15 protein-coding genes are annotated in these 23,175 nt (G+C 46.5%); 3 read left to right on the top strand and 12 right to left on the bottom strand.

Features of this window, described 5'->3' with window-relative positions; all coding sequences use genetic code 11:
- Positions 1-309 precede the first annotated feature (309 nt).
- A complete protein-coding gene (locus QZ998_RS13525) occupies positions 310-2,328 on the top strand; it encodes an NAD(P)/FAD-dependent oxidoreductase (RefSeq protein WP_296561357.1) in 2,019 nt (672 codons plus the stop codon).
- A 103-nt stretch (positions 2,329-2,431) separates the two neighbouring features.
- On the top strand, positions 2,432-3,655 hold the full coding sequence (locus QZ998_RS13520) for an MFS transporter (RefSeq protein ID WP_070371239.1): 1,224 nt from the start codon (positions 2,432-2,434) through the stop codon (positions 3,653-3,655).
- Between the two features lie 307 nt (positions 3,656-3,962).
- On the opposite strand, the gene QZ998_RS13515 is transcribed toward QZ998_RS13520, so the two are convergent.
- The 7 genes from QZ998_RS13515 to QZ998_RS13485 all read right to left on the bottom strand — a co-directional run bounded on the left by QZ998_RS13515 (position 3,963) and on the right by QZ998_RS13485 (position 14,301).
- The gene (locus QZ998_RS13515) at positions 3,963-7,502 is read right to left on the bottom strand and encodes a molybdopterin-dependent oxidoreductase (protein WP_296561355.1); all 3,540 of its coding nucleotides are present in this window, start codon (positions 7,500-7,502) and stop codon (positions 3,963-3,965) included.
- A gap of 14 nt (positions 7,503-7,516) precedes the next feature.
- Entirely contained in the window at positions 7,517-9,268 is a 1,752-nt protein-coding gene (locus tag QZ998_RS13510) for an NADH-quinone oxidoreductase subunit NuoF (protein ID WP_296561354.1), read from the bottom strand.
- Positions 9,265-9,810, bottom strand: a complete 546-nt coding sequence (gene nuoE, locus QZ998_RS13505; RefSeq protein WP_296561353.1) for an NADH-quinone oxidoreductase subunit NuoE — start codon at positions 9,808-9,810, stop codon at positions 9,265-9,267. Before nuoE ends, QZ998_RS13510 begins: the two co-directional genes overlap by 4 nt.
- Before the next feature lie 248 nt (positions 9,811-10,058).
- Positions 10,059-10,880, bottom strand: a complete 822-nt coding sequence (gene fdhD / locus QZ998_RS13500) for a formate dehydrogenase accessory sulfurtransferase FdhD (RefSeq protein ID WP_296561352.1) — start codon at positions 10,878-10,880, stop codon at positions 10,059-10,061.
- A gap of 47 nt (positions 10,881-10,927) precedes the next feature.
- Entirely contained in the window at positions 10,928-12,979 is a 2,052-nt protein-coding gene (locus QZ998_RS13495) for an aldehyde ferredoxin oxidoreductase N-terminal domain-containing protein (RefSeq protein WP_286947964.1), read from the bottom strand.
- Between the two features lies 1 nt (position 12,980).
- Entirely contained in the window at positions 12,981-13,478 is a 498-nt protein-coding gene (locus tag QZ998_RS13490) for a 4Fe-4S dicluster domain-containing protein (protein ID WP_296561351.1), read from the bottom strand.
- Between the two features lie 61 nt (positions 13,479-13,539).
- Positions 13,540-14,301 (bottom strand): SDR family oxidoreductase, encoded by a 762-nt coding sequence (locus tag QZ998_RS13485; RefSeq protein ID WP_296561350.1) that lies wholly within the window; start codon positions 14,299-14,301, stop codon positions 13,540-13,542.
- A gap of 314 nt (positions 14,302-14,615) precedes the next feature.
- On the opposite strand from QZ998_RS13485, the gene QZ998_RS13480 reads away from it, so the two are divergent.
- Positions 14,616-16,151, top strand: a complete 1,536-nt coding sequence (locus QZ998_RS13480) for a helix-turn-helix domain-containing protein (protein WP_296561349.1) — start codon at positions 14,616-14,618, stop codon at positions 16,149-16,151.
- Positions 16,152-16,320: 169 nt separating this feature from the next.
- On the opposite strand, the gene QZ998_RS13475 is transcribed toward QZ998_RS13480, so the two are convergent.
- The 5 genes from QZ998_RS13475 to QZ998_RS13455 all read right to left on the bottom strand — a co-directional run bounded on the left by QZ998_RS13475 (position 16,321) and on the right by QZ998_RS13455 (position 23,030).
- A complete protein-coding gene (locus QZ998_RS13475; protein WP_296561348.1) occupies positions 16,321-18,597 on the bottom strand; it encodes a methyl-accepting chemotaxis protein in 2,277 nt (758 codons plus the stop codon).
- Between the two features lie 87 nt (positions 18,598-18,684).
- Positions 18,685-19,185, bottom strand: a complete 501-nt coding sequence (locus tag QZ998_RS13470; RefSeq protein WP_228882135.1) for a GNAT family protein — start codon at positions 19,183-19,185, stop codon at positions 18,685-18,687.
- 27 nt (positions 19,186-19,212) lie between these two features.
- Entirely contained in the window at positions 19,213-19,695 is a 483-nt protein-coding gene (locus QZ998_RS13465) for a nucleoside-diphosphate kinase (RefSeq protein ID WP_228882133.1), read from the bottom strand.
- A gap of 177 nt (positions 19,696-19,872) precedes the next feature.
- Positions 19,873-21,543 carry a formate--tetrahydrofolate ligase gene (locus tag QZ998_RS13460; RefSeq protein WP_296561347.1) on the bottom strand — a complete coding sequence of 557 codons (1,671 nt, stop codon included), beginning with the start codon at positions 21,541-21,543 and terminating at the stop codon, positions 19,873-19,875.
- 158 nt (positions 21,544-21,701) lie between these two features.
- Positions 21,702-23,030, bottom strand: a complete 1,329-nt coding sequence (locus tag QZ998_RS13455; RefSeq protein WP_296561346.1) for an aminomethyl transferase family protein — start codon at positions 23,028-23,030, stop codon at positions 21,702-21,704.
- Positions 23,031-23,175: the final 145 nt, after the last annotated feature.

Below are 23,175 nucleotides of genomic sequence, written 5' to 3'. Positions count from 1 at the left end.
AAATCCCAAGGGTACCAGATTCTGACCGGTACCTGATCGTTCTACCAATACTTTTTTTTGACCATCACTTGATGGTTTGTTTGCTATGCTCAGAATTTGGTTTGCTTAATACTAGAGATGTTTCAGACTTGTTCTTCCTTTGTATTTTCTTAAATCTTTAATCTATTTTATTTTATCATGTTTTTAATTTTTTAACATTTAAGTAATTGTCGAAATTCCGGCCCGCATTTTCAGCCATTGGTGTGATGCTGCGATGACGTTCTTGTTATAAAATTTAGTTATCTATAAAAATTGAAGGAGATTGTCATTATGCCAGAATTAAAGTATAAACATTTGTTTGAGCCCATCAAACTGGGTAAAACACTTCTCAAAAACCGGATCTTTTCTGCCCCCCAGGATTATCCCGGTTTAACCAGCGACCGGTTTTTAACCGAAGAAGCCGCCTATTTTTATGAGCGAAAAGCTCTGGGCGGATTTGCTTCGGTCTGTGTCGGCGACATGATCATCGACGGTGAATATGGCCGCAGCCACCCCTTTCAAATGCGGGGCAACGATATCCTTGGAAAGGTCAACATGACCCGAGTCAGTACTGCCATTACCCGCCATGGTGCCGTGGCCGGTATTGAACTTTGCCATGCCGGCCAAAATGCCAACCTGGGTTTAATGCCGGTCAATCCCGGCTTTATTTACGGCACGATTGACGGGATTCGCGAGGATGGGGTGGAAATCCGCGCCATGCAGGATGAGCAGATTGATGCGATGATTCAAAAATACTGCGACGCGGCTTCCTTTGCCCGTCAGTGCGGCTACAACATGATCACCCTCCACGGCGGTCACGGCTGGCAGATGCATCAGTTCCTCTCACCTCGGGACAACAAACGGACTGACAAGTGGGGCGGTTCAGTAGAAAACCGGATGCGTTTTCCACTGGCTGTTATCGAAGCCATTCGTAAGCGCGTCGGCCCGGATATGCCCATCGAATTTAGAATGAGTGCCACCGAATGTCTGCCAGATGGTTACGATCTGGATGAAGGAATTAAAATTGCTAAGCTATTAGATGGTAAAGTTGAAATGATTCATGTTTCAGTGGGTCATCATGAAATCGATTCGGCAGCTATGAAAACCCATCCCACCATGTTTTTGCCAGATGGCTGCAATACCTCCTATGCCGCTGAAATTAAAAAGCACGTCAAAACGCCGGTTGGCACAGTTGGTGCCCTAACCGATCCTGAGATGATGGAAGAGCTGATTGCCTCCGGTCAGGTGGATGTCGTCAATCTGGGCCGTCAGACTCTGGCTGATCCGGATCTGCCAATCAAGGCCCGACTGGGACGAGCCGATGAGATCAACCCCTGCCTGCGCTGTTTTTACTGCTTCTCCAACAGCACCATCGACGGCGTTTTCTACTGTGCCACTAATCCCGAAATTGGCCGGGAGCAAGCCAGTCTGACAGCCCCATTACCGGCTCATAAAAAGACGGTGTTGGTTGCCGGCGGCGGTGTCGGCGGGATGCAGGCTGCTCTGACGGCGGCCAAACAGGGACATCGCGTGATTCTCTGCGAAAAAACTGATCGTCTCGGCGGGGCGCTGCTCTGTGAAGAAAAAATCCCCTTCAAATCAAACCTGGACACCTATCTTAAACGGCAGGCGCTGAAGGTATCCCGGGCTGCCATTGAAGTCCATTTAAACACTACCATTACCCCGGAACTGGCCGAATCCTTCCATCCCGACGTGATCATTGCCGCCATGGGCGCCCGGCCGCTGGTTCCCAATATCAAAGGCATCGACAGCCCCAAAGCCGTCGGCGCCGAAGAAGTGTATTATCATCCCGAACAAGTCGGCCAGCATGCCGTCATTATGGGTGGCGGACTGGTTGGTCTGGAGCTGGCAATCTTCCTGTCAAGCCTGGGCCGTGACATCACCATTGTCGAAATGGCACCCGGCACCATTGCCACTCCACCTCCGGTTGAAGGCACCTCCAACCGGATGGGCGGCTTAATGGAATTACCCGGCGGCTTCCCACTGGTTCACGGTGTGGCGCTGGGCGATGAACTGACCCGTCACCCCAATATCAAGCTTTGCGTTTCCACCAAAGCTCTGGAAATCACTGATACTGGACTGACTGTAGAAGATGCTGACGGCGTCCGCACTATCCCTGCCGATACGGTTATCTATGCTATCGGACAGAAACCGCTCCGGGAAGATGCTCTGGCTCTTTCGACATGTGCCCCAGAATTTTATCAGATTGGCGACTGCGTCACCCCGAAAAATATTTACGATGCCACCTCGGCCGCTCATCAGGTGGCCTGTGATATTGGCCGTTATTAAACCGATTAACCCCTGATTGCACATTCAATTTTTGACAATTTTATTAAGATGGCACAAACAATACTCCGGTATTGTTCGTGCCATTCATTAAGGAGATCAACACATGAAAAACAAAAACTATTCCTGGATCGTTCTGGCGATTGCCTGTCTGGCATTATTTTCACCAAGCTATACCCAATATCAGTTATCCCCCCTGGCACCGCAATTAATTGAACAATTCAATTTATCAATGAGCCAATTCAGCAGCTTATTTTCAGCCCCAATGATTCCAGCCATTTTATTCAGTCTGATTGCCGGTTTAATGGTTGATAAATTTGGCATCAAGAAAGTTATCGGCATCGCATTAGTTGTTACAGCTATTGGGACTTGTTTACGAGTCACTGCCACTGATTCAAACACGCTATTGATTTATATGATCTTAACTGGATTTGGTGCTGCTTTCTTAAATGCAAACGGCGCAAAAATCATCGGCAGCTATTTTCCTGCAGAAAAAATCAGCTCAATGATGAGTATCCTGCTGGCATCATCAACCTTGGCGATGACCCTGGGGATGGGAACAACCGCCTTTTTCCCAAGTATTACCAGTGCATTTATTTTTGCAGCAATCATTAGTGTTGTCGGAACGATTCTCTGGCTGCTAGTGGTTAAAAATCCCGAACAAACAGCATCCAGCGATTCAGCTTTTGAAACGGCGACTTTGGGAATGGCCGTTAAGGTGGTCGCAAAAAGTCGCCCGGTCTGGATTGTTGGATTTTGTCTCATGGGAATTGTCGCCTGTAATATTGCCATCAGTTCCTTTTTACCAACGGCGCTGGTTGGTCGCGGTATTGATGCCGTTGCCGCTGGCGGCTATGGTTCAATTATGCTGATTGGCAGTTTGGTTGGTTGTCTGATTTCACCCCTAATCGTCAGCAAAGTCGGTAAAATGAAACCCGTTTTATTGATCCTGGCCATGGTTTCTGCCCTCGGTGCAGCTCTGGCCTGGAGTGCCCCGGCTGGTTTTCTTTTGGGCATCAGCCTGTTTTTAACGGGTGCTGCTCTGGCTGGCCAGATTCCTTTGTTAATGACAATTCCTATTCAGCTTCCTGAAATCGGACCAGTATACGCCGGTACCGCCGGTGGTTTTACCGCAACCTTGCAATTAATGGGTGGCGTTTTAATCCCAACATTTATTATTACACCCATCGCCGGTTCTGATATGAAGCTTTTTTTTATCCTGGCTGGTGGCTGCATGGCAATCGTCGCAGTGCTCGTTTTCCTGCTGCCAGAACTTTGCTCAAAGAAATCTGAAATTATTTCAGAACCTGAGCTATCACCACAGGCATAAGTGAATAATCGCTAGTCTATAAACGTTAATTTTTAAAAACTCTATCTCGATTGAAATCAGATCATCCTGATTTTTTCGAGACAGAGTTTTTTTAAGTTTTAAAATTAGTTTAGCTTATTTAATGAAACGATCTAATGTAATACGATGTAATAATCGGCTTTAGATCATTACATCGTGCATGACCTGCCACATCAATTGTTACTATTGTTTTTATTTTTCTCTTAACAAAGATATTCCTGATTGATCACCTATGTATCAATCAGGAAATTTCTTTTAAACTTTTTTTTTAGATTTAAATTTAAATTTTTTAGGCTTTAACGAACTTGTTCAATTCATCCTGAACGGTATTCATCAGATAATCGGTACCCGGCAGTTCCGTAAACAGCCGACCATCGACATAGGGAGTTAGCGCCAAGCCTGGTTGCTCTGCTGCAAAATGCATTAACAGCTCCCCTGCTTCCACCTCCCGAAATGCCGGGTGATCTTTTTCAATGGCTTTTCTTATTTTTTTCGGGCAGGCCAAACCAAGATCTGCCGAAAGAATGTCGGCAATCGCCTGGGCCATCTCAATGTTGCTGAATTCCAAGGGATTCTCAACGGCTTTTTTAACTTTTAACAACCGTCCTTCGGTATTGACAAAGGTGCCATTGACTTCCGGGAAGGCCAGGGCCGGCAGTACCACATCGGCTTTTTCAGCGGCCTGGGTCAGGTGGGTATCCTGTACCATCAGGAGATCATATCGGCTTAAATCAGTACTGGGATCTTCGCCGAATAAGAGCAACGCTTTTGCTTCGCTTAAAACAGCGGCCGTGTTTTGCACCCCCAGATAATTGAGACCCAGACTGTTGTTTTTAGTTGCCACCGGGAAAATCCCGCTGCGTTTGCCGTCGGCTTTACCCAGCAGCGCCAGCAGATTGCCGAGCATTGCCGCCGCTTCTTCGGTGACGTACTTGTCCCCGATAACCATCACCAGATTTTTGGCCTGGATTAGGCTTTCGCCGATTGCTCTGGCGTCCTCGCAGATATCAAAATCAAAAAGCGAGGTTTTCAGCAGCTCCAGATTTGCAAGATCTCTTTTGACTTTGCTGTTTTCCAGCACATGTTTGGTAATTTCTCCTAAAAATGGCAACTGGTCACAACCAAGGATAAACTCCCGGCCCAGCTTACCATAGCCACTTTCGCGGTGATTGATCGCCATGATTGTTGCGCCATTTTTTGATGCCTGGATCAACTTATACTTGACAATCGGATTGTCCGCTGGCAGCATCCCCAGAACCAGAATGGTATCGGCGCTGACAATCGCCTCCATGTCCCGGATCTGAAAGTCGCCCTGGAGGACAGCTGTTCCGCCGTGACTGCGGTTGGAAAAGCTGAAGGTTTCCGCCCGGAGTACTTCGGCCAGCCGGGCAAAGGTATAAATTTCCTCATTGGTATACTTGGGTGAGATGCCCATCTTCACAGCTTCAGCACCATAGCGGGCGGCGATGCTTTGGGATTTTTTGGCAATGGTCACCAGGGCATCATACCAGGTGGCTTCTTCCAGTTCGCCGGCTTTGTTTCTGATCAGCGGGGTGGTGATGCGATCGCCCCACTGGACCAGGTTGGTGCCAAAGCGGCCGCGGCCGCACATCACGCCCTGGTTGAGGTCCTGATGGTTTGACCGGGGGATCGCTTTAATGATGGTATCACCCTTGGATTCGATAACGATCTGGCAGCCGGCGGAACAGTAGCCGCAGGTGGATTCGGTCTTTTTGGTATCGAGGGGAATCTGTTTTATCCCGGTGAGCCCTTCTCTTAAAGCACCGGTGGGACAGACCGAGATGCACATCCCGCAGCTGACGCAGCCGGTGTCTTTTAAGGGTTGGCGTAGGGCTGGTTCGACGATGGTTTCAAAACCGCGGTCGACCAGGCCGAGGGCCTCGGCGCCGACGATTTCGTCGCAGACCCGGACACAGAGGCCGCAGGTGATGCACTTGCTGTTGTCCCGGATCACAAAGGGATGGTCGTCCTGAATCTTGGCTTCCGGGTTCTTGCCCTTAAAGCGTTCGGGTTTAACCTCATACGCGTTGGCATAGGATACCAGCTTGCATTCAAAGTAATCCTGACAACCACATTCGAGACAGCGTTTGCCTTCTTCAACGGCCTGAAGGGGATTATAGCCTTCCACCACTTCCAGGAAGTTATCATTGCGGGCGTCTGGGGTTAAATGGGTCATTGCCGGGCGTTTGTTTTTCTTGATGCTTTCGAGATAGTCCTGATCGACCGCTTCTCTTATGACGTAATAGGGTTCGTGGTAGGCAATGCTTTCGCCGTTTAAATAGCCTTCGATAAAGGGCACGGCTTTTTTAGCATCACCAACGGCTTTAATGACAATGGAGGCACCACTGTTGATGCAGTCGCCGCCGGCAAACACGCCATCCAGATTCGTCCGAAATGTCTGTTCGTCGGCCAGCACGGTATTCCATTTGGTCAGCGCCAGACGGTTGTCATCACTGTTTTCTTCTGTTTTCGCTGTGCCGATGCCATCCGGGTTGATGCCCTGGCCAATGGCCAGAATCAGGGTATCGATATCAAGGATCTCTTCTTCGCCCTCGATGGGGACTGGACTTCTTCTGCCGCTGGCATCGGGTTCACCCAGGGCCATTTTCTGGAGCCGGATTTTGACAATCTGGCCGTCGTCACCCTTAATGACTTCAATGGGGTTGGTCAGGTTTTTAAAGATCACCCCTTCTTCTTTAGCTTCGCTGATTTCGATTTCCTCAGCCGGCATTTCGGCTTTGGTGCGGCGGTAGATGTTATAGACTTCTTTGGCACCTAAACGAATAGCTGTCCGGCAGGCATCCATGGCAGTGTTGCCGCCGCCGACAATGGCGACTTTTTCGCCAAGGACAATCGGTTCGTTGTTAGCGACCTGCTGGAGCAGCTCAATCCCACCGATGACACCGGTAGCGTCGATGCCGTCGCATCTGAGGCCGGAGCTGGTCCAGGCACCCAGGGCGATATAGACGGCGTCATGGGTGTTGCGGATGGTCTCAAAGGGAAGATCAACGCCGATGCGAGTGTTGTTTTTAAAGACAACGCCCATGGCTTCGATGAGTCCCACTTCTTCGTCAACGACGCCTTTGGGTAAGCGGTACTCGGGAATCCCGTAGCGCAGCATCCCGCCCATTTTGGGCATGGCGTCATAAATGGTGACGGCATGACCGGACTGGATCAGGTAGTAGGCGGCGGTGAGGCCGCCGGGGCCGCCACCGATGATACCGATGGATTTGCCGGTGGCTGGTGCAATTTCCGGTATGAACATCTCATGGGTCATATCAAAGTCGGCCGCGAACCGTTTGAGCCAGGCAATGGCGATGGGTTGATCGACGTCGCCGCGACGGCAGGCATCTTCACAGGGATGGGGACAGACCCGGCCAATGGCACCGGGTAAGGGTAACTGCTCTTTAATCAGCTTCAAGGCTTCGGCGAATTCGCCGTTGGCAATCAGGCCGACGTAGCCCTGACAGTCGGTGGTGCCGGGACAGGCCCGTTTACAGGGGGCAACGCAGTCACCGATGTGTTTGGATAAGAGCAACTCCAGATTGGTTTTGCGGGATTCGATGACCCGGGGGGTCCGGGTGTTGACCACCATATTGTCGCTGATTTCAGTGGCACAGGCTTTTAAGATCTTGGGGATGCCGGCAACCTCCACGACGCAGAGTCCGCAGGATCCATAGATCTCCAGGCGTTCGTCATAGCACAGGGTGGGGATCTCAATTGCATTTTCCCGGGCGACGTCTAAAATGGTTTGTCCGGGAATGCCGGTGACTTCTTTTCCATCGATGTTGAGTTTAAATTTTTTCATTCTCCCACTCCTTTCTAGTCAATGATGACGGAATCAAATTTACAGACGGTGAAGCATTTGCCGCACTTGATGCAGATGTCCTGATTGATCTCATGGACCTGCTTCTTTTCGCCGGTAATGGCCGTAACAGGACAGTTTTTCTTACAGGCCCCACAGCCGACGCATTTTTCTTTATCAATGGTATAGGTCAAAAGCGGTTTACAACTTTTGGCGGTACATTTATGATTGTAAATATGATCTTCATATTCGTTACGGAAATATTTGATCGTGGTCAGTACCGGGTTGGGAGCGGTCTGACCGAGGCCGCATAGGGAACCGTCTTTGATCTTGTAACACAGTTCTTCGAGCAGTTCAATGTCGCCGTCCCGGCCTTCGCCTCGGGTAATCCGGTTGAGGATTTCGAGCATTCGGGTGGTGCCGACGCGGCAGTAGGTACATTTGCCGCAGGATTCTTTACAAGTGAAGTCGAGGAAGAACCGGGCCATGTCGACCATACAGGTGGTTTCGTCCATGACGACCATTCCGCCGGAGCCCATGATGGCACCGGTTTTGGTGATTTCGGCGTAGTCGATCGGGGTACCTAAAAGACTGGCGGGGATACAGCCGCCGGAGGGACCGCCCATCTGCACGGCTTTAAAGGCTTTGTCGGCTTTGATGCCGCCGCCGATGTCAAAAATAACATCGTGTAGGGTCAGGCCCATGGGGATCTCCACCAGACCGCCTTTTTTGACCTTGCCGGTGAGGGCAAAGACTTTGGTGCCTTTGCTCTCGGCGGTGCCGAGGGCGGCATAGGCGTCTCCGCCGTTACGGAAAATCCAGGGCACGTTGGCGAAGGTTTCGACGTTGTTGATGTTGGTGGGTTTGTTCCAGTAACCTTTCTGGGCTGGGAAGGGTGGTTTTAACCGCGGCATCCCCCGCTCTCCTTCCAGAGAAGCGATCAGGGCGGTTTCTTCGCCGCAGACGAAGGCACCGGCACCGGCTTTGATACGCAGATCAAAGTTAAATCCGGTTTCAAAAAGGTTGTCTCCCAAAAAGCCTTTTTCCCGGGCTTGGTCAATGGCGTTCTGCAAACGCACGATCGCCAGAGGGTACTCAGCCCGGACGTAGATGATCCCTTCGCTGGCGCCGATGGCTTTGGCGCCGATTAGCATTCCTTCAATCAGGGCATGGGGATCGCTTTCGAGAACGGAGCGGTCCATAAAGGCCCCAGGGTCACCTTCGTCAGCATTACAGACCATATATTTGGTGGTCCCGGGCGATTTTTTTGCGGCGTCCCATTTGAACCAGGTCGGAAAGCCGGCGCCGCCCCGACCTTTTAAGCCGGCGACTTTGACGGTTTCGATAATCGCGTCGGGAGTCATTTCAGTCAGGCATTTTTTGGCGGCCAGGTAACCGTCAACGGCCAGATAATCGTCAATCTGTTCGGGATCGATGATCCCGGAGTTTCGCAGGACAATCCGTTTCTGTTTCCCGATCATGGTGAGATCTTCCTGAGAGATCTGTAAATCCGCAAGTTCTTTTTGGGCGACGACATAGTCGTCAATGATCCGCCTGGCATCTTCGGTGATGACATTGACAAAGGTGATCTTCTTGCCGGCATCGTCAACTACGTCAACGATCGGTTCGAGGTAACAGGTGCCAATACAGCCGGTTTGTTCGACTGACAGATTTAAACCTTTTTCGGCAATGATGGCTTCAAAGGCGGTCTGGACTTTGTGGGCGCCGGCGGCGATACCGCAGCTGCCTGATCCGATTACGATTTTCATGCGGTTACCTCCTGAGGTGCTTTTTCCGAATCAGCAATTTCCTTAAGTTCAGCCAGGATATTTGTCACTTTGTCTTTGGTCAGCTGACCGTAGGTGTCGTCGTTGATCATCATCACCGGGGATAAGCTGCAGCAGCCCAGACAAGCCACGTTGTTCAGGGTGAACAGTCCGTCGGAGGTGGTTTCGCCTTCTTTGATGTCGAGGTAGTCCATCACGGCTTCTTCGACCTGTTTGGAGCCGTTGACGTGACAGGCTGTGCCCTGACAGAGCATGATCAGGTATTTCCCCACCGGTTCAAAGCGGAATTGGGTATAGAAGGTGGCCACCCCGTAAACCTTGGCAATGCTGGTGTGGGTTTCCAGGGCAATATGGCGCATCAGCTCAACCGATAAAAAACCGTAGAGCTCCTGGGCTTTCTGAAGGATCGTAATCAAACTTCCGGGGATGTCGGCGTAACGATCCAGCACCGGTGAAAGTTCCGCAAAGGGATTGGGCTGGTCACTGTGACAACCACAACCAGATATTTTCGTATTTTGACTCATTATTCTTCCTTTCTTAACAGGGTCCTTAAGGTGTTCACACTATTGGTTTTCATAACATTTAGAAATCTTTTAATTATTCAAAAAACCTTGCAGCAATCTACAAGGTCTTCTGATTATCTTCATATCAATATTCCTTTATGAACTATTTGAGTATCCACTTAAAGCTTCCGGTTAAATCACTTGTTACAAATCTAAATTGTTGTTGATTTAATAATTTCAATGATAGTGGTGTTTTTAATTGTTCGCTATTATCCTTTTGAAGCACAAAGTATCTCTGTTTTCTGGCAGGCTTCCAAACGTTGCCCATTGGCATACACGGTCATGTTTTGACCACGAACATAACCAATTAATGTCACCCCAAGATTTCGAGCTAGGTTTACCGCTTCATCTGTCGGTGAGCTAAGCGAAACAACCATGGGTACTTCCAGCATTACTGCTTTTTTAAGAATCTCTGATGCAATTCTTCCAGTTGTCATTAAAATCTTATCTTTGGGGTTGATCTCACACATCATACAGTTACCAATTACCTTATCTAGGGTGTTATGGCGACCGATATCTTCCCCCATGGCCAGAATCTGTTCATGATCACACAGCACAGTGGTGTGAACCCCACCGGTTAAGCGATAGGCAGAGCCGCTTTTGACCATTTGCCGGATCAGATCAAAAATCCTCACTGGCGTAATTTTTAAATCCGAACAGATACTGATTTTGGGCATCGCTGTTCCCAGACTCATTCCGCCGCCGCAGCCGGAGGTCAGAATCCGTTTTTCGGTGCTGATGGTGACTTCGTTTTTTAGCCGGACATCGGCCAGCCGACTGCTTTCGCAGACCCTTAAAATATCAATATCATTTACAGCTTTGATAAGTCCTTCTGAAAACAGATAGCCAATCACCAGAAATTTCAGACTGGAAGGCGAACAAAGAATGGTCACCAGTTCATGGCAATTGACAAAAATCGTCAGCGGCATTTCTTCCGGCAAAGAAAGCTTTTGTTCCGTCCACCGCCCCTCTGCCAGCCGATAACAGCCACCGGTCTTCTTTTCTGATGACAATACCATTATCTTATCCATCAATTTTCGCCTCCTCAGTTTATCTTTTAAATTTCACAGACAATGCTTTATTGTGGGCATTTACCCAGCACTGCCAATTCATTAGCCACGTCGCCCAATCCCAGTTTTTCATAGGTTTCTCGGGTCGGCCAGCCGGTTTTTTCATCCCAACCGCGCAAACGATAATAGTTGGACACAAAAGTATTAAATCCATCTTCGTCAATGCAAATACCGTCAGCATCCGGATAGCGATGAAAGGGGACAATCTCATCGACTTCCATTTGTCGGGTTCGGTCGTAATTACGGATGGTAATGGCTCGAAATAAATTTTTGATCCGGTTGGCAGCTGTTTCAATCTCTTCCTGAGTCATTCCGGCCCCGGTGGCCGCTTCAAATAACTCGGTTTCAGCCGTCATCCAGAACATATCCGGCAGCTGCCAGTCGCATGTGGTGATGGCTTCCTTCAATTCTGACTTGGTTTCATTCATGATCACTGATTGGGGGCCCGCCAGACTGCCATAGGGATCTGTTTTCATGGCATGAATATAGTCGGTGGTATCCTTATGATGGGTGTTGGTCTGAGCATCCCGAGTGGAAGTCATCATTTCTACGGCAATGGGCAGCCAGGTATCCAACGGTACTGTTCCTTCATAACCGCGGCCATTCCAATGGGCTGAATATCCCCAGGCTACTTCAAAACTGATGGGAATATCCAATTGTTTACCGCCTAATCGTCGGGACTTTCGCTGCTGATAAATAGTGTCGCCGAATTTTTCTTTGCCCATTTCCCGTATTGCCCGGGACATGCCTTCGGCAAACAGATTGCCATAATAACCTTTGCGGTAAACAATCATGTCCAGCATATATTTCATGAAGTCTTCCGATTCCACATCGATTTCCATACCAAAGTCAATGTCATCAAAGACCCCTTCGGCATTTCCCATGGACAACCAGGTCATCAGCCAGACAATGATATCCCACTTATTGACACCATATTGGCTGCATAGTTCATTAATGGTCATCCCCCGGTTGTAGTCCGGACCCCAGAAATTGTATTCATCCCCCTGATGTTCGTCAAAGAGAATCGGGATTTCCGGATCTGAAAAATCTGGTGGTGGCGCTGCTCCGGACATCATCGCGCAGGCGGCAGTATTGTTTTTTTCGGTGACATAGGTTTGGGCAGGCATCCAGGCGCAATCGTATTTCCACTCAATGGCAAAGGGTCCCACACATTTTGACACCTGATTCATCCGTTCCTGTTTCCAGGTGGTACTCTTGATGTCCATCATCAGTCGGGGACAATGCTGGTTGCATCCATGACTGCAAGTGGTATTGTATTCTCTCAGTCCCCCTTCCACTTCTGCTTCCTGGCCATGACCAAAAAACTTCGGTGATTCCTTAATCGGATTGGTATTAAAACCTGGGGTGCCCATGGTTTTTCTGAGTTTCAGCACCTTGTTCACATCTGCCGGTTTGATACTGCCGGTTCCTCTGACGCAGATGCCTTTTAACAGCTTTGAACCCATGACTGCACCGAACCCGCCTTTGCCGGCGGCGGTTTCATTGGCGGTGGCCACAATTGCCATCCGCAGCAGGTTTTCTCCAGCCGGGCCAATGACAATGCTTTTGACATCTTTACCATGAATAGACTCCAGTTTGATCTGGGTATCATAGGTATATAGACCCCAAATGCCGGCTGCTAAGGCATCGCGGATTTCTACCGTCTGGTCGTCAATAAAGAGATAGCCGGGTTTTTCCAGGGCGCCTTCAAGGACAATTCCATCATAACCGGCATATTTAAGCTCTGAGCCAAACCAGCCGCCCATTCCCGACCAGGCATACTGCTCCGGATAACATTGCGGTGCAATTCCGGCAATGACAATCCTGCCGCCGGTGGGAATACCAGTGGCGGTGGTTGCCCCGGTCATGATGATCAGCTTATTCTCCGGATCGAGGGCTTTGACTCCCGGCTTCACCTCATCCCAGAAAATTTTGTTGGCGACACCGCGTCCCCCCAGGTATTTGGGTACATAATCCCAAATCGGTTGTTCAGTAATTTCCTTTGTCGTCAGATTAACCCGCAAGATTTTTCCGGCATAGCCGCATAATTCTCTCTTCATCTTAGTTTTCCCTCCCTAAGTCAGCCTCTGACAGCGCGAGACATTGTACCTGGCAATACTCAATACAGGCCGGACCCGCTTCACGATTGCGGCACAAATCGCATTTTTTCGCTTTTTTTGACGCCGTGTCATAATTGATTCTTTTGGGCTCATAGGGACAGGCTTTGTAGCATTTTTTACAGCCAATACAATCTGCTTCATTGATATAAACAATGCCGCTATCCGCTTCAATACAGATTGCTTGATCTTTTTTGGGACAGGCTTCATAACAGGGATGATCTTGACAATGCTGGCAGGTTAGAATCGTATGATCCTCCAGATTGATGGTATCCCGTTCCAGAAAAATCCGTCTTAACATCTGCCCCGCTTCACCCTCGTGGACCAGACCGCAGACAATTTCACAGGCATTACAGCCCACGCAGACTGAATATTCCTTGGCATGCTGAATGACGTGCCGGCCCAGCGCTTTTGGCGCAAGATTACTATTATTATTCGTCATTTTTTGCTTCCATCCTCATCAAATTTTTTGTTGCCCTCTTTCAGTTGATTATTAATTTATCTTAATTACTGATACAAACGCCGCCGTCAACAACGATATTGGTTCCGGTTACAAAAGAAGACTCATCGGATCCCAGGTACACGGCTGGATAAGCGATATCATCTGGTTCGCCCAAACGACCGAGCATACAAACGGTGTCAATCATTCCCTGTTGCGCTTCCTTGCTGTTTTTGATGAAGTCCGGTGTCATGCCGGTATTAATTGGTCCTGGTAAAATACAGTTGATCCGAATCCCTTGGCGGGCAAATTCCTTGGCGACATTTCGGGAAAGATTGGTAACCGCCGCTTTCATGGCACCATAGAAATAAGAATTCAGTTCTGGCCAGATTGCTGAAACTGAAGCCACGTTAATGATGCTGCCTTTGCCGGCGGCAACCATGCCCGGAATGAAAGCCTGCATCGTCCAGACGTAAGCCCGATAATTGGTTTCCATAATAAAATCAAAATCTTCCATGTTTTGTTCTAAAAACGGTTTGTGTACCAGAACGCCGGCTGAATTAAAGAGAATATCAACATGATCATATTTTGCATCAACTGCCGCTTTTAATTTTTCGATATCTTCAAATTTACGCAAATCACATTGAACAAAAGAACCTTCGCCGCCTATTGCTTCAATTTTTTTAACCAGTTCGTTTCCTTTTTCCGCATTTCTGCCGACACAAACAACTTTTGCACCTTCTTTGACATACATCAACGAAACGGCTTCCCCAATACCGGATGTTGCTCCAGTTACTACTGCAATCTTGTTTTCTAATCTGCCCATTTTTTACTCCTTCATATTTTTAATTTGGATTTAAAAATCAACATGCATTTTTTTGCAGTCTAAACAAAACCGGTCTCAACACATCAATAATTTTTAAATCGCTATTACAATCGTTATCATTATAGCAACTGGCTTATCAAATTACATTCTACATTAATTTCAAAATTGCTTTTCTTTTTATACATTTTGTATTATGATATTTTAATAACATTGTTTAGTTAGCGAATTTTATTGAACTCACCATACATTTTGTATGATGAATATTAATGACCAGTCTATTTTTTAAATCTTTAAACTGCTGAGGTAATTAATTAATGAGAGTAACCATGTCCATGCTTTACGATGGCCTTAAATCGTGTGTGCTTTGCCGCAAAGGAACCGCTTATAACAAAAATTTATACGTCGATGACGTCTGTTTCTCCAAAAAAAGTAAAATTCCAACCGATATTAACTATGTCATAATCGACTGGAGCGATTATAACCAGGATGCTTATGTTCATATTCCTTCCGAGATGTTAATTTTGGCAACACGAGATGAGATAGTTGACAGCGAAATTCTGCCGCCCTGTGCCATGATTATTTATTCGGCTGCTTCCTTATCGCAATTATTCGAGATTTGCCGGGATATCATGCGACGCTACTTTCAGTGGGGCGATGAGCTTTTGTCTCTGGTGATGAAAAATGTGGTCATTCATCAACTGATTGACTGTGCCCACCGGATTCTGACCAATCCCATGATGATTTTGGATAATTCCATGAAGGTTCTTGGATTTACCTCAGACGATGCCATGAATGATGAAGTTTGGAAGCTCACCGTTGAAAAAGGTTATGCGGACCTGGATAGTCAGGCTTCCCAGGTTCTAAAACGGGCCTTGACATTATTAGATGACCATGACGCCGCCTATAACCACCCCATGCATGGCGACAGTTGGGCATCAGCTAAAAGTGTTATTTTAAACGGCAATCGGGTTGCCATTATCAGCCTGATTCAAAAAAATCATCCCATCAGCGAGGGTGATTTTTCCTGTCTCTGTTATTTCGGTGATATGCTGGCCTTATATTTCAAAACCCATGACAGCCGCAGCTATCTAACTGACAACCGGTTAGAATTAATCATTACCGATATTCTGGATGAACGGTTTAAAAATGATGCTGAACTAGTTGCCCGGATCCGTAACGTTAACTGGCTGCCCAAAAAGAATTTCTATATTCTGACAATTCAGTCTCAGCATGTCTTTTTAAACAAAACTCAGCTGAAGAAAATAAGTGATGCCATCCTTAAACTCATTACCAGTTCCTGTGCGGTGATTTATAACGATCATATTGTCATTTTGATCAATCACGATCAATTAAACAGTCTCAGTGCTCAGGAGTCTGAAAACTTAGCACACTTCCTGAAAAAAAATCAGCTGTGTGCCGGGGTCAGCAATGGCGAAGAAAAAATTTCTGATCTTGCCAGGCTCTACCGCCAAGCCCTGATGGCTATTGACATCGGAAATTATCTAGGTATTGACGACCAGTTATTTAATTTTAAAGAGCATCGCCTCAGCAGCATGATTTATGCCTTTGTGAAACTTGGCGATATTGAAAGTTATTTAAACCCCTGTATTAAACAATTGCAGGCATATGATCAAAGGAAAGGGGCTGCCCTGCTGCCAACGCTTGTTGCTTATCTCGATAACAACTGCAAGCAGCTCAAGGCATCTCAGGATTTGTACATTCAGCGGGGTACCCTTATTTATCGACTCAAGAAAATTGAGGAGCTGTGTAAAATTGATCTGACTGATCAACAGGTTATCTTTGATCTGCAGCTTTCATTGAAGCTGTTTCAATTTATCCTTGCGTTTTAATCCCCTAAACTTTACTTCAATCATTTGGCTTTCTTTTATTAAAAAATCAGTACATTTGACAGATAAATGTACTGATTGAAAGAACATAAATTAAGACTTCCCAGCTAGCGGTATGAACACATTTGCTGGGATTTTCCCTTAATACAACCCGAATGGTTTTATCTATTTTTCAAACAAACTTTTTTTCTTCCTCTTTTAACTGAAATCGCCTGATCATCTGATTTAATAACTCAGCCTGGCTGTTTAACTCCTCACTTGCGGCAGCACTTTCTTCCGCCGTTGCCGAGTTGGTCTGGACAACTTGAGAGACCTGTTCAATTCCCAGCGTAATCTGAGTGATTTCGGAAGCCTGATCATTGGAAGATATCGCAATATTACCGACAAGATTTGACACGGTTTCAATTTCAGTCAGCATTTCTTTTAAACGCTCTGACGTTTCATCGGCAATTTTCGAACCGGATACTACTTTTTCAATGGAGTCTTCAATTAAAACCGTTGTTTCTTTTGCAGCTTCAGCACTTCTTGCCGCAAGCGTCCTGACCTCTTCGGCCACTACGGCAAAACCTTTGCCATGCTGACCGGCCCGGGCGGCTTCAACCGCTGCATTTAATGCCAGAATATTCGTCTGGAAGGCGATATCCTCAATCACCTTGATGATTTTTGAAATGTCCGTCGATGACCGATTAATCTCATTCATAGCATCAACTGTTCTTTTCATCTGAAGATTGCCATCTTCAGCGTTATCCCGTAATCGTCTGGTAATTTCATTAACCGCATTGGCATTGTGCGCATTTTGTTTTGTTTCACCGGCTACTTCCTCGATGGAGGCGGTGAGCTCTTCAATGGTACTGGCCTGTTCCGTTGCGCCTTGTGAAAGCGCCTGACCCCCATCGGAAATCTGTCTTGCGCCCATTTTCACCTGATCGGCAGCGGTGTTGATCTCTGCCATGGTCTCGCTGAGATGGGTGGTAATGTCATTTAATGCTGTTTTAATGGTAAGAAAATCGCCATGGTAATAGGAGGTAATTTCCAGATTCAGATTTCCCTGACCGATTTCACTCAATGTCTCAATGATTTCAGCAACATACCGCTTTAAAAACGCAATTGTTTTGTTCATGGCAGTTTTTATTTCAGCATGATCACCTGAATAGTCACCGCTCATCGCTGTCTGCAGATTCCCCTTTGATAGTTCAGTCAGTACAATTGAAGCTTCGGAAATGGGCGCAATCACTGCATCCAGGGTTTGATTAAAACCGGCGATGACTTTCGCATATTCGCCACTAAACATTTCGACATGCCCCCTGTAACTGAGATTTCCTTCGATAGCCATGGTTGCCATTGCCTGGGTTTCCTGAGTCAGATTACCAATATTTTCAATCATTGCAATCAAGCTTGGATTTAACGTATCGGCTGTGCTTAACTTCCCGACTTGTTTTAATTCTTTTAAATCACTGAGATCACCTGCGGTAATCCGGCTGGCTACTGCCACAATCAGGTTCAGTTGTTGGTGGACACGATTGATGGACTCCGATAGCTCTCCATAAATTCCCTGGTACTGTCCTTTAACAACTTGGGACAGATCATTGACACGCATGTTTGCCATCACAGCGTTGCCTTCTACGAGAGCCCCTAAGCCATCAATACAGGCATTAATGCCATCCTTGAGATGATTATAATCACCAGCATACTCTTTGGTGATTTTATCCGGTATTTCGCCTTTGCCAATCTTTCCAATAATTGACTCACCCATTCTGATGTGTTCAACTAGGTCTCTGATAACCTGATTAAAACCAATCATAAAATGTTGAAATTGACCATTTAATCCTTCTTCATTTCCTTCATATTCAAAATTACCTTCGTTTGTTTTAAAGGCTTTTTCTGCCATTTCAGAATACAATTGATTGATTTGAGCGACAATATCAAGCAAAGACTGACCTAAAATATCTTGCTCTGATTCTTTCTTAAACTCCACCGAAAAATCGCCTGCCGCCAAATTTTGAACTTTGGCGGCCAGGTCTTTTCGTTTTTCAATCATTAGGACAAATGATGCCATCATCTGTCCCAATTCATCTTTTGAACGTTGTGAAAATGCATTCAAATCATTTACATCCAAGTCAACATCTCCCAACGCCATTTTTGAGAAAACTTCATTCAGTTTTTTTATTGGTCGTGTTAATATATTTCCTACGATCATTGAACCAATCAAACTTAAACACATGATTGAAAGTGTCATCACTGCAATAAGCATTCCAAATTCAAAACGTATCTGTTCAACATTCAGATCTTTCAAATTAGCCAGATAGGATGATACAAGCAGATAAGAAATGACTCCGTATAAACCAATCCCGATGAACGCGATCGCGATAATCAGAAGTGATATTTTATGTGAAAACTTTCCTCTGAATTCCCTAATTGCAGCTGCTGATTCATTTTTTCTTTTTTTCATTTTATTCACTTCCTTCTTTTTATCCATTGCTTTTGATTTAATACAGTCAATAACGCTTGATGTCTTTAATCGCCATATCTATTAAACTCACTTGAGCAGTGTATACATACAGGCATTGTGTACCTGATCATTGAGACAAACACTCTTTCTCATAATTCCTTCCAGCCGGAACCCTGCTTTTTCCAGAACTTTTCTGGCTCTTATATTCTCAAAGATTGGCACTGCAAAAATACGCACTAAATTAAATTCCGATAATCCCAATTGACACATTTCTTCAATAGCATTTTGGGTAATTCCCCGTCCCCAATAATTTTCACCGATCCAAAAGACTAATTCACCGGATTTACTGCCATCATCCTCCTGAATCATCAGGCTGATTGTCCCGATGATTTTGTTCTCGTACATAATGGCTTTATTAATCTGCTTAACCCGGTAAACATTCTTGTCTTTTAAAATAAACGAATGGATATCATCTAGAGCAAACGATTTTTGAGCCGCTTTTCCCAGGTTTCTCACCACCGGCCCAGTGGCATGATTCATGATACTGTGCGCATCATTCAGCTTTAAATTTCGTAATTGAACGTTCATGATTTTCTCCTAATTTATTTACGTAAACTAACTGGCATTTAGATTGATCGCTACATCCAGCGCTTCGCCAAACCACAACTTCGCTTCTTCCCGCAACGATGCTTCTGAATCGCTGCAGTGCAGCAGGTTATTACAGCTGCGGTTTTCAAGATTGGCTGCTTCCAGGGTGTCGTATCCATAGTCGCCTCGGATGGTGCCCCTATCTGCCTTTGACGGATCCGTTGTACCAGTGAGCGCCCGGGAGTTGGCAATGGCAGCTGGACCTTCCTGAGACAACAGGATTGGAATCATTCCTTTACCGGCATAACTGCTGATCACGGCCGCCTTAAAGCTTTCCCCAAACCGTTCAATGACTTCCTGATAATGTGCAATAATCAGCTGTTCATCGACATTGCGATAACCGATCTTTTCAATCGAAAATCCTTCATTCCTAAAGCGCTCGCTAATTGTTTCAACCAGTTCCCGTTCTAATGCATCTGGTTTCATTATGATAAAAGCATACGTTTTCATTTTTTATCTTTCCTTTCGATAAACAGAGCCCATCTCAAAAGCTTCTCGTTTTTCAACAAAAATTTTCTGAAGATGGGCCTGACGTTAAAATTTCTAAATTATTTGTATGAATGTACTTGTTATTTTATATTTTTTTATTTTTGCAATGGGGCTTTAAATGTTTTCAGTGGCAGGGTATTAGGATAACCCGATGATTTCGCCGTCTTCGGTAATATCCATACCGTTGGCTGCTGGCACTTTGGGAAGACCCGGCATGGTCATGATGGCACCGGTGATGGCAACCACAAATCCGGCGCCGGCAGACAGACGGACTTCTTTGACATGGATGTTGAAATTGCGCGGTGCTCCCAACAGGGCGGCATCATCCGAGAACGAGTACTGGGTTTTTGCCATACAAACCGGCAGGTGATCAAAGCCCAGAGCGGCAATTTCGTCCAGCTGTTGCTTGGCTTCCAGGGTGTATTCCACCCCATCGGCCCGGTAGATCTCTTTGGCAATGGTTTCAATCTTATCTTCAAGGGGCAGTTCCAGGGCATAAAGGGGTTTGTAAGGTGCCACATTCTGATCACAGAGTCTGACCACTTCCTCGGCCAGCTCCACCCCGCCTTTGCCCCCCTGAGAGAAGACGTCGGACAAGATCACTTTTACACCCTTATCTTCGCAGGCTTTTTTAACGGCGTCAAATTCGGCAGCCGTATCAGTTGGGAACTTATTGAGCGCCACCACCACTGGTACTTCAAACTTCTTTAAATTATCCAGATGCTGAACAATGTTGGCCGTTCCCGCTTCAACTGCTTTGACATTTTCTTTGGACAATTCCGCTTTTTCCACACCGCCATTCATTTTCAGCGCCCGGACAGTGGCAACGATGACCACGGCACTGGGGCTGATGCCGGCATAACGGCATTTAATATCAAAGAACTTTTCAGCTCCCAAATCAGCGCCGAAGCCAGCTTCGGTTACCACGTAATCGGCCAATTTTAAAGCTGTTTTAGTGGCCAGGACTGAGTTACAGCCGTGGGCGATATTGGCAAACGGTCCGCCATGAATAAAGGCTGGGGTATTTTCCAGGGTTTGCACCAGATTAGGTTTGATGGCATCTTTTAACAGCAGAGCCATGGCGCCGGTGGCTTCCAGATCACTTGCAGTCACCGCTTTGCCAGCGGTATTGTAGGCGACGATCATCTGGCCCAGACGTTCTTTCAAATCGGTCAGACTGGAGGCCAGACAGAGAATCGCCATAATTTCTGAAGCCACGGTAATGTCGTAGCCGGTTTCCCGTTCAACGCCGTTGGCGCGACTGCCTTGGCCGACGGTAATTTTTCGCAGGGCCCGGTCATTCATGTCCACTACCCGTCGCCAGACAATCCGGTCCATGTCAATGTTTAAGGCATTTCCCTGATGGAGGTGATTATCCAGCAGCGCCGCCAGCAGGCTGTGGGCTGAGGTAATGGCATGAAAGTCGCCGGTAAAATGCAGGTTGATGTCATCCATCGGGACCACCTGGGCGTATCCCCCACCTGCAGCCCCGCCTTTGACCCCAAAGCAGGGTCCCAAAGATGGTTCTCTTAAAGTAGTGATGGTTTTCTTGCCAATGTAATTCAGTGCCATGGACAGACCCACGTTGGTGGTTGTCTTACCTTCCCCGGCTGGGGTCGGGTTGATGGCCGTTACCAGAATCAGTTTACCATCCGGCTTATCCTGATTGTCCTTTAACACCGAAAGGGATACCTTCGCCTTGTGGTTGCCATAAAGCTCCAGATCATTGGCATTTATTCCCAATTTCTCAGCCACTTCTGAAATTGGCTTCAGATTGGCTTCCTGGGCGATTTGTACGTCAGTTTTCATTTTTAATAATTCTCCTTTTTTCAATAATTTCCACGTTTACTAATTCATTCTCATTTAGTATAAAACGCGTTTATCTTAAAATTTTGCAACAAACGCGTTTTATAACTGACTTTATTAATTTTTTATCAGATGATTTTAGTATTCTTCTTTATAATAGATTATTTGTTATATCTCGGAATTTCGTTCGCATCAATTTCTTTATTGTTTTCCAGATTCATATAAGGCGAACGGGCAACCGTCACCCGGATTTCTTTTTGCGGTTTTCCCGGTGTTCCCCAGACAACCTTCAATTCTTTTCCTTCAACGGCATATTCCGGCTTGATAAAGGCCAGCGAAATCATCCGCTGATAGTAATAACTATTCAATCGACCGCTGGAAATACCAATTTCACGGCCGTCAGCCAGAACCTTATCAGCGTGGTAATACATCGAAAAACCGCTGTTGTAATACATATCCATGGGGCGGTCGTCCATGGTTTCAAAAGGTTCAACGTCCTGACCTCTGAACTGTGAAGCAAAGATTTCGCCCAGGTCATCGGGATTCCATTCCAGGGTCACCATGGTTCTGGTCGGGTTTTTGGCAATTTCTTCCAATGCCGCCTTGCCCGGGAAGTCATGATCAAACTTGATCAGATATTCCCAGCCGACATCATAGGGGGTGACAAAACGGGTCGTTAAATCATCACCCACGCTGCCAACCAGGGCTCTATTCAGATTAAAAAAGCCTTCCATCGGTCTTGCGGCCATATACTCTTTTAGGCCTTCCGTTTCAAACCAGGGCAATGGATAATGCATATTGATATTCGGGAAACCGGCTTCAGTATGGTTCATGGTATAACCAACCTGTCCCAGCTTTTTGGCGTCAAAGGTTTTAGCCACTTCCCAGATACAGTCATAAACCGCTTCTGAATTTTTCGTATCGCCATGAATTTCGTAGCCCAGGGTGCCGGCCATGCCCAGTCTGAGAATGCGTACATCGATCCCGGCAATTTTTGCCATCCGATGTTTGGTAAAGGCTATATCATGGAGATCGCTTTGAGAAGCCTGTTCCAGAATTTCCAGAGATTTTGGTCCAGCCAGCTGGAAGAAAAACTCTTTACCCGACAAATCAACGCCTTCAACATCCATCTCAGTAACCGATACATAATATCCCACCACCGGGTTAAGCCAGTAGGTTCGGAAGTGATTTTCGGCAATCATCATGACTACTCCGTCAGTCAGAATGAAACCCTGGTCATTACATAGAACGGCATGGCGGATGCTGCCTGGTTTCATCTTTAAAAAGCTGTTGATGCAGATGGAGGTCAGGAATTTTGCCGCATCCGGTCCTTTAACATCATAAATTGGTGAACTATTCAATGTTGTCCCAAACCAGGCGGTAGATTTTGATGCCAAAATTTCATTTTTATACCCGGTGTACTCATAAGGTATCAGATTCCCTCCCTGGTTAAACAGCGTAAACGCATCGCGATTAATTGAATTTAACATTTTATTTCTCCTCGTATAATATGTTTAGAACCATTACTTTACGGGTCTAAACATATTTATTTTTTATTGTTAATTGAGATATCCTAAGGCTAAATATCATTATAGAATGATTAGCGAAGGACAATTCTTGTTCTCCTTGCGACGC

The organism is uncultured Acetobacterium sp., from assembly GCF_927416815.1.
GTDB lineage: Bacteria > Bacillota > Clostridia > Eubacteriales > Eubacteriaceae > Acetobacterium.
The sequence above is the reverse complement of the archived record's forward strand: the minus strand, read 5'-3'. Positions and strand labels throughout refer to the sequence as shown.

Coding starts and splice junctions, on each gene's coding strand:
- QZ998_RS13525 (WP_296561357.1), top strand. CDS start 310: ATGCCAGAATTAAAGTATAAACATTTGTTTGAGCCCATCAAACTGGGT.
- QZ998_RS13520 (WP_070371239.1), top strand. CDS start 2,432: ATGAAAAACAAAAACTATTCCTGGATCGTTCTGGCGATTGCCTGTCTG.
- QZ998_RS13515 (WP_296561355.1), bottom strand. CDS start 7,502: ATGAAAAAATTTAAACTCAACATCGATGGAAAAGAAGTCACCGGCATT.
- QZ998_RS13510 (WP_296561354.1), bottom strand. CDS start 9,268: ATGAAAATCGTAATCGGATCAGGCAGCTGCGGTATCGCCGCCGGCGCC.
- nuoE (WP_296561353.1), bottom strand. CDS start 9,810: ATGAGTCAAAATACGAAAATATCTGGTTGTGGTTGTCACAGTGACCAG.
- fdhD (WP_296561352.1), bottom strand. CDS start 10,880: ATGGATAAGATAATGGTATTGTCATCAGAAAAGAAGACCGGTGGCTGT.
- QZ998_RS13495 (WP_286947964.1), bottom strand. CDS start 12,979: ATGAAGAGAGAATTATGCGGCTATGCCGGAAAAATCTTGCGGGTTAAT.
- QZ998_RS13490 (WP_296561351.1), bottom strand. CDS start 13,478: ATGACGAATAATAATAGTAATCTTGCGCCAAAAGCGCTGGGCCGGCAC.
- QZ998_RS13485 (WP_296561350.1), bottom strand. CDS start 14,301: ATGGGCAGATTAGAAAACAAGATTGCAGTAGTAACTGGAGCAACATCC.
- QZ998_RS13480 (WP_296561349.1), top strand. CDS start 14,616: ATGAGAGTAACCATGTCCATGCTTTACGATGGCCTTAAATCGTGTGTG.
- QZ998_RS13475 (WP_296561348.1), bottom strand. CDS start 18,597: ATGAAAAAAAGAAAAAATGAATCAGCAGCTGCAATTAGGGAATTCAGA.
- QZ998_RS13470 (WP_228882135.1), bottom strand. CDS start 19,185: ATGAACGTTCAATTACGAAATTTAAAGCTGAATGATGCGCACAGTATC.
- QZ998_RS13465 (WP_228882133.1), bottom strand. CDS start 19,695: ATGAAAACGTATGCTTTTATCATAATGAAACCAGATGCATTAGAACGG.
- QZ998_RS13460 (WP_296561347.1), bottom strand. CDS start 21,543: ATGAAAACTGACGTACAAATCGCCCAGGAAGCCAATCTGAAGCCAATT.
- QZ998_RS13455 (WP_296561346.1), bottom strand. CDS start 23,030: ATGTTAAATTCAATTAATCGCGATGCGTTTACGCTGTTTAACCAGGGA.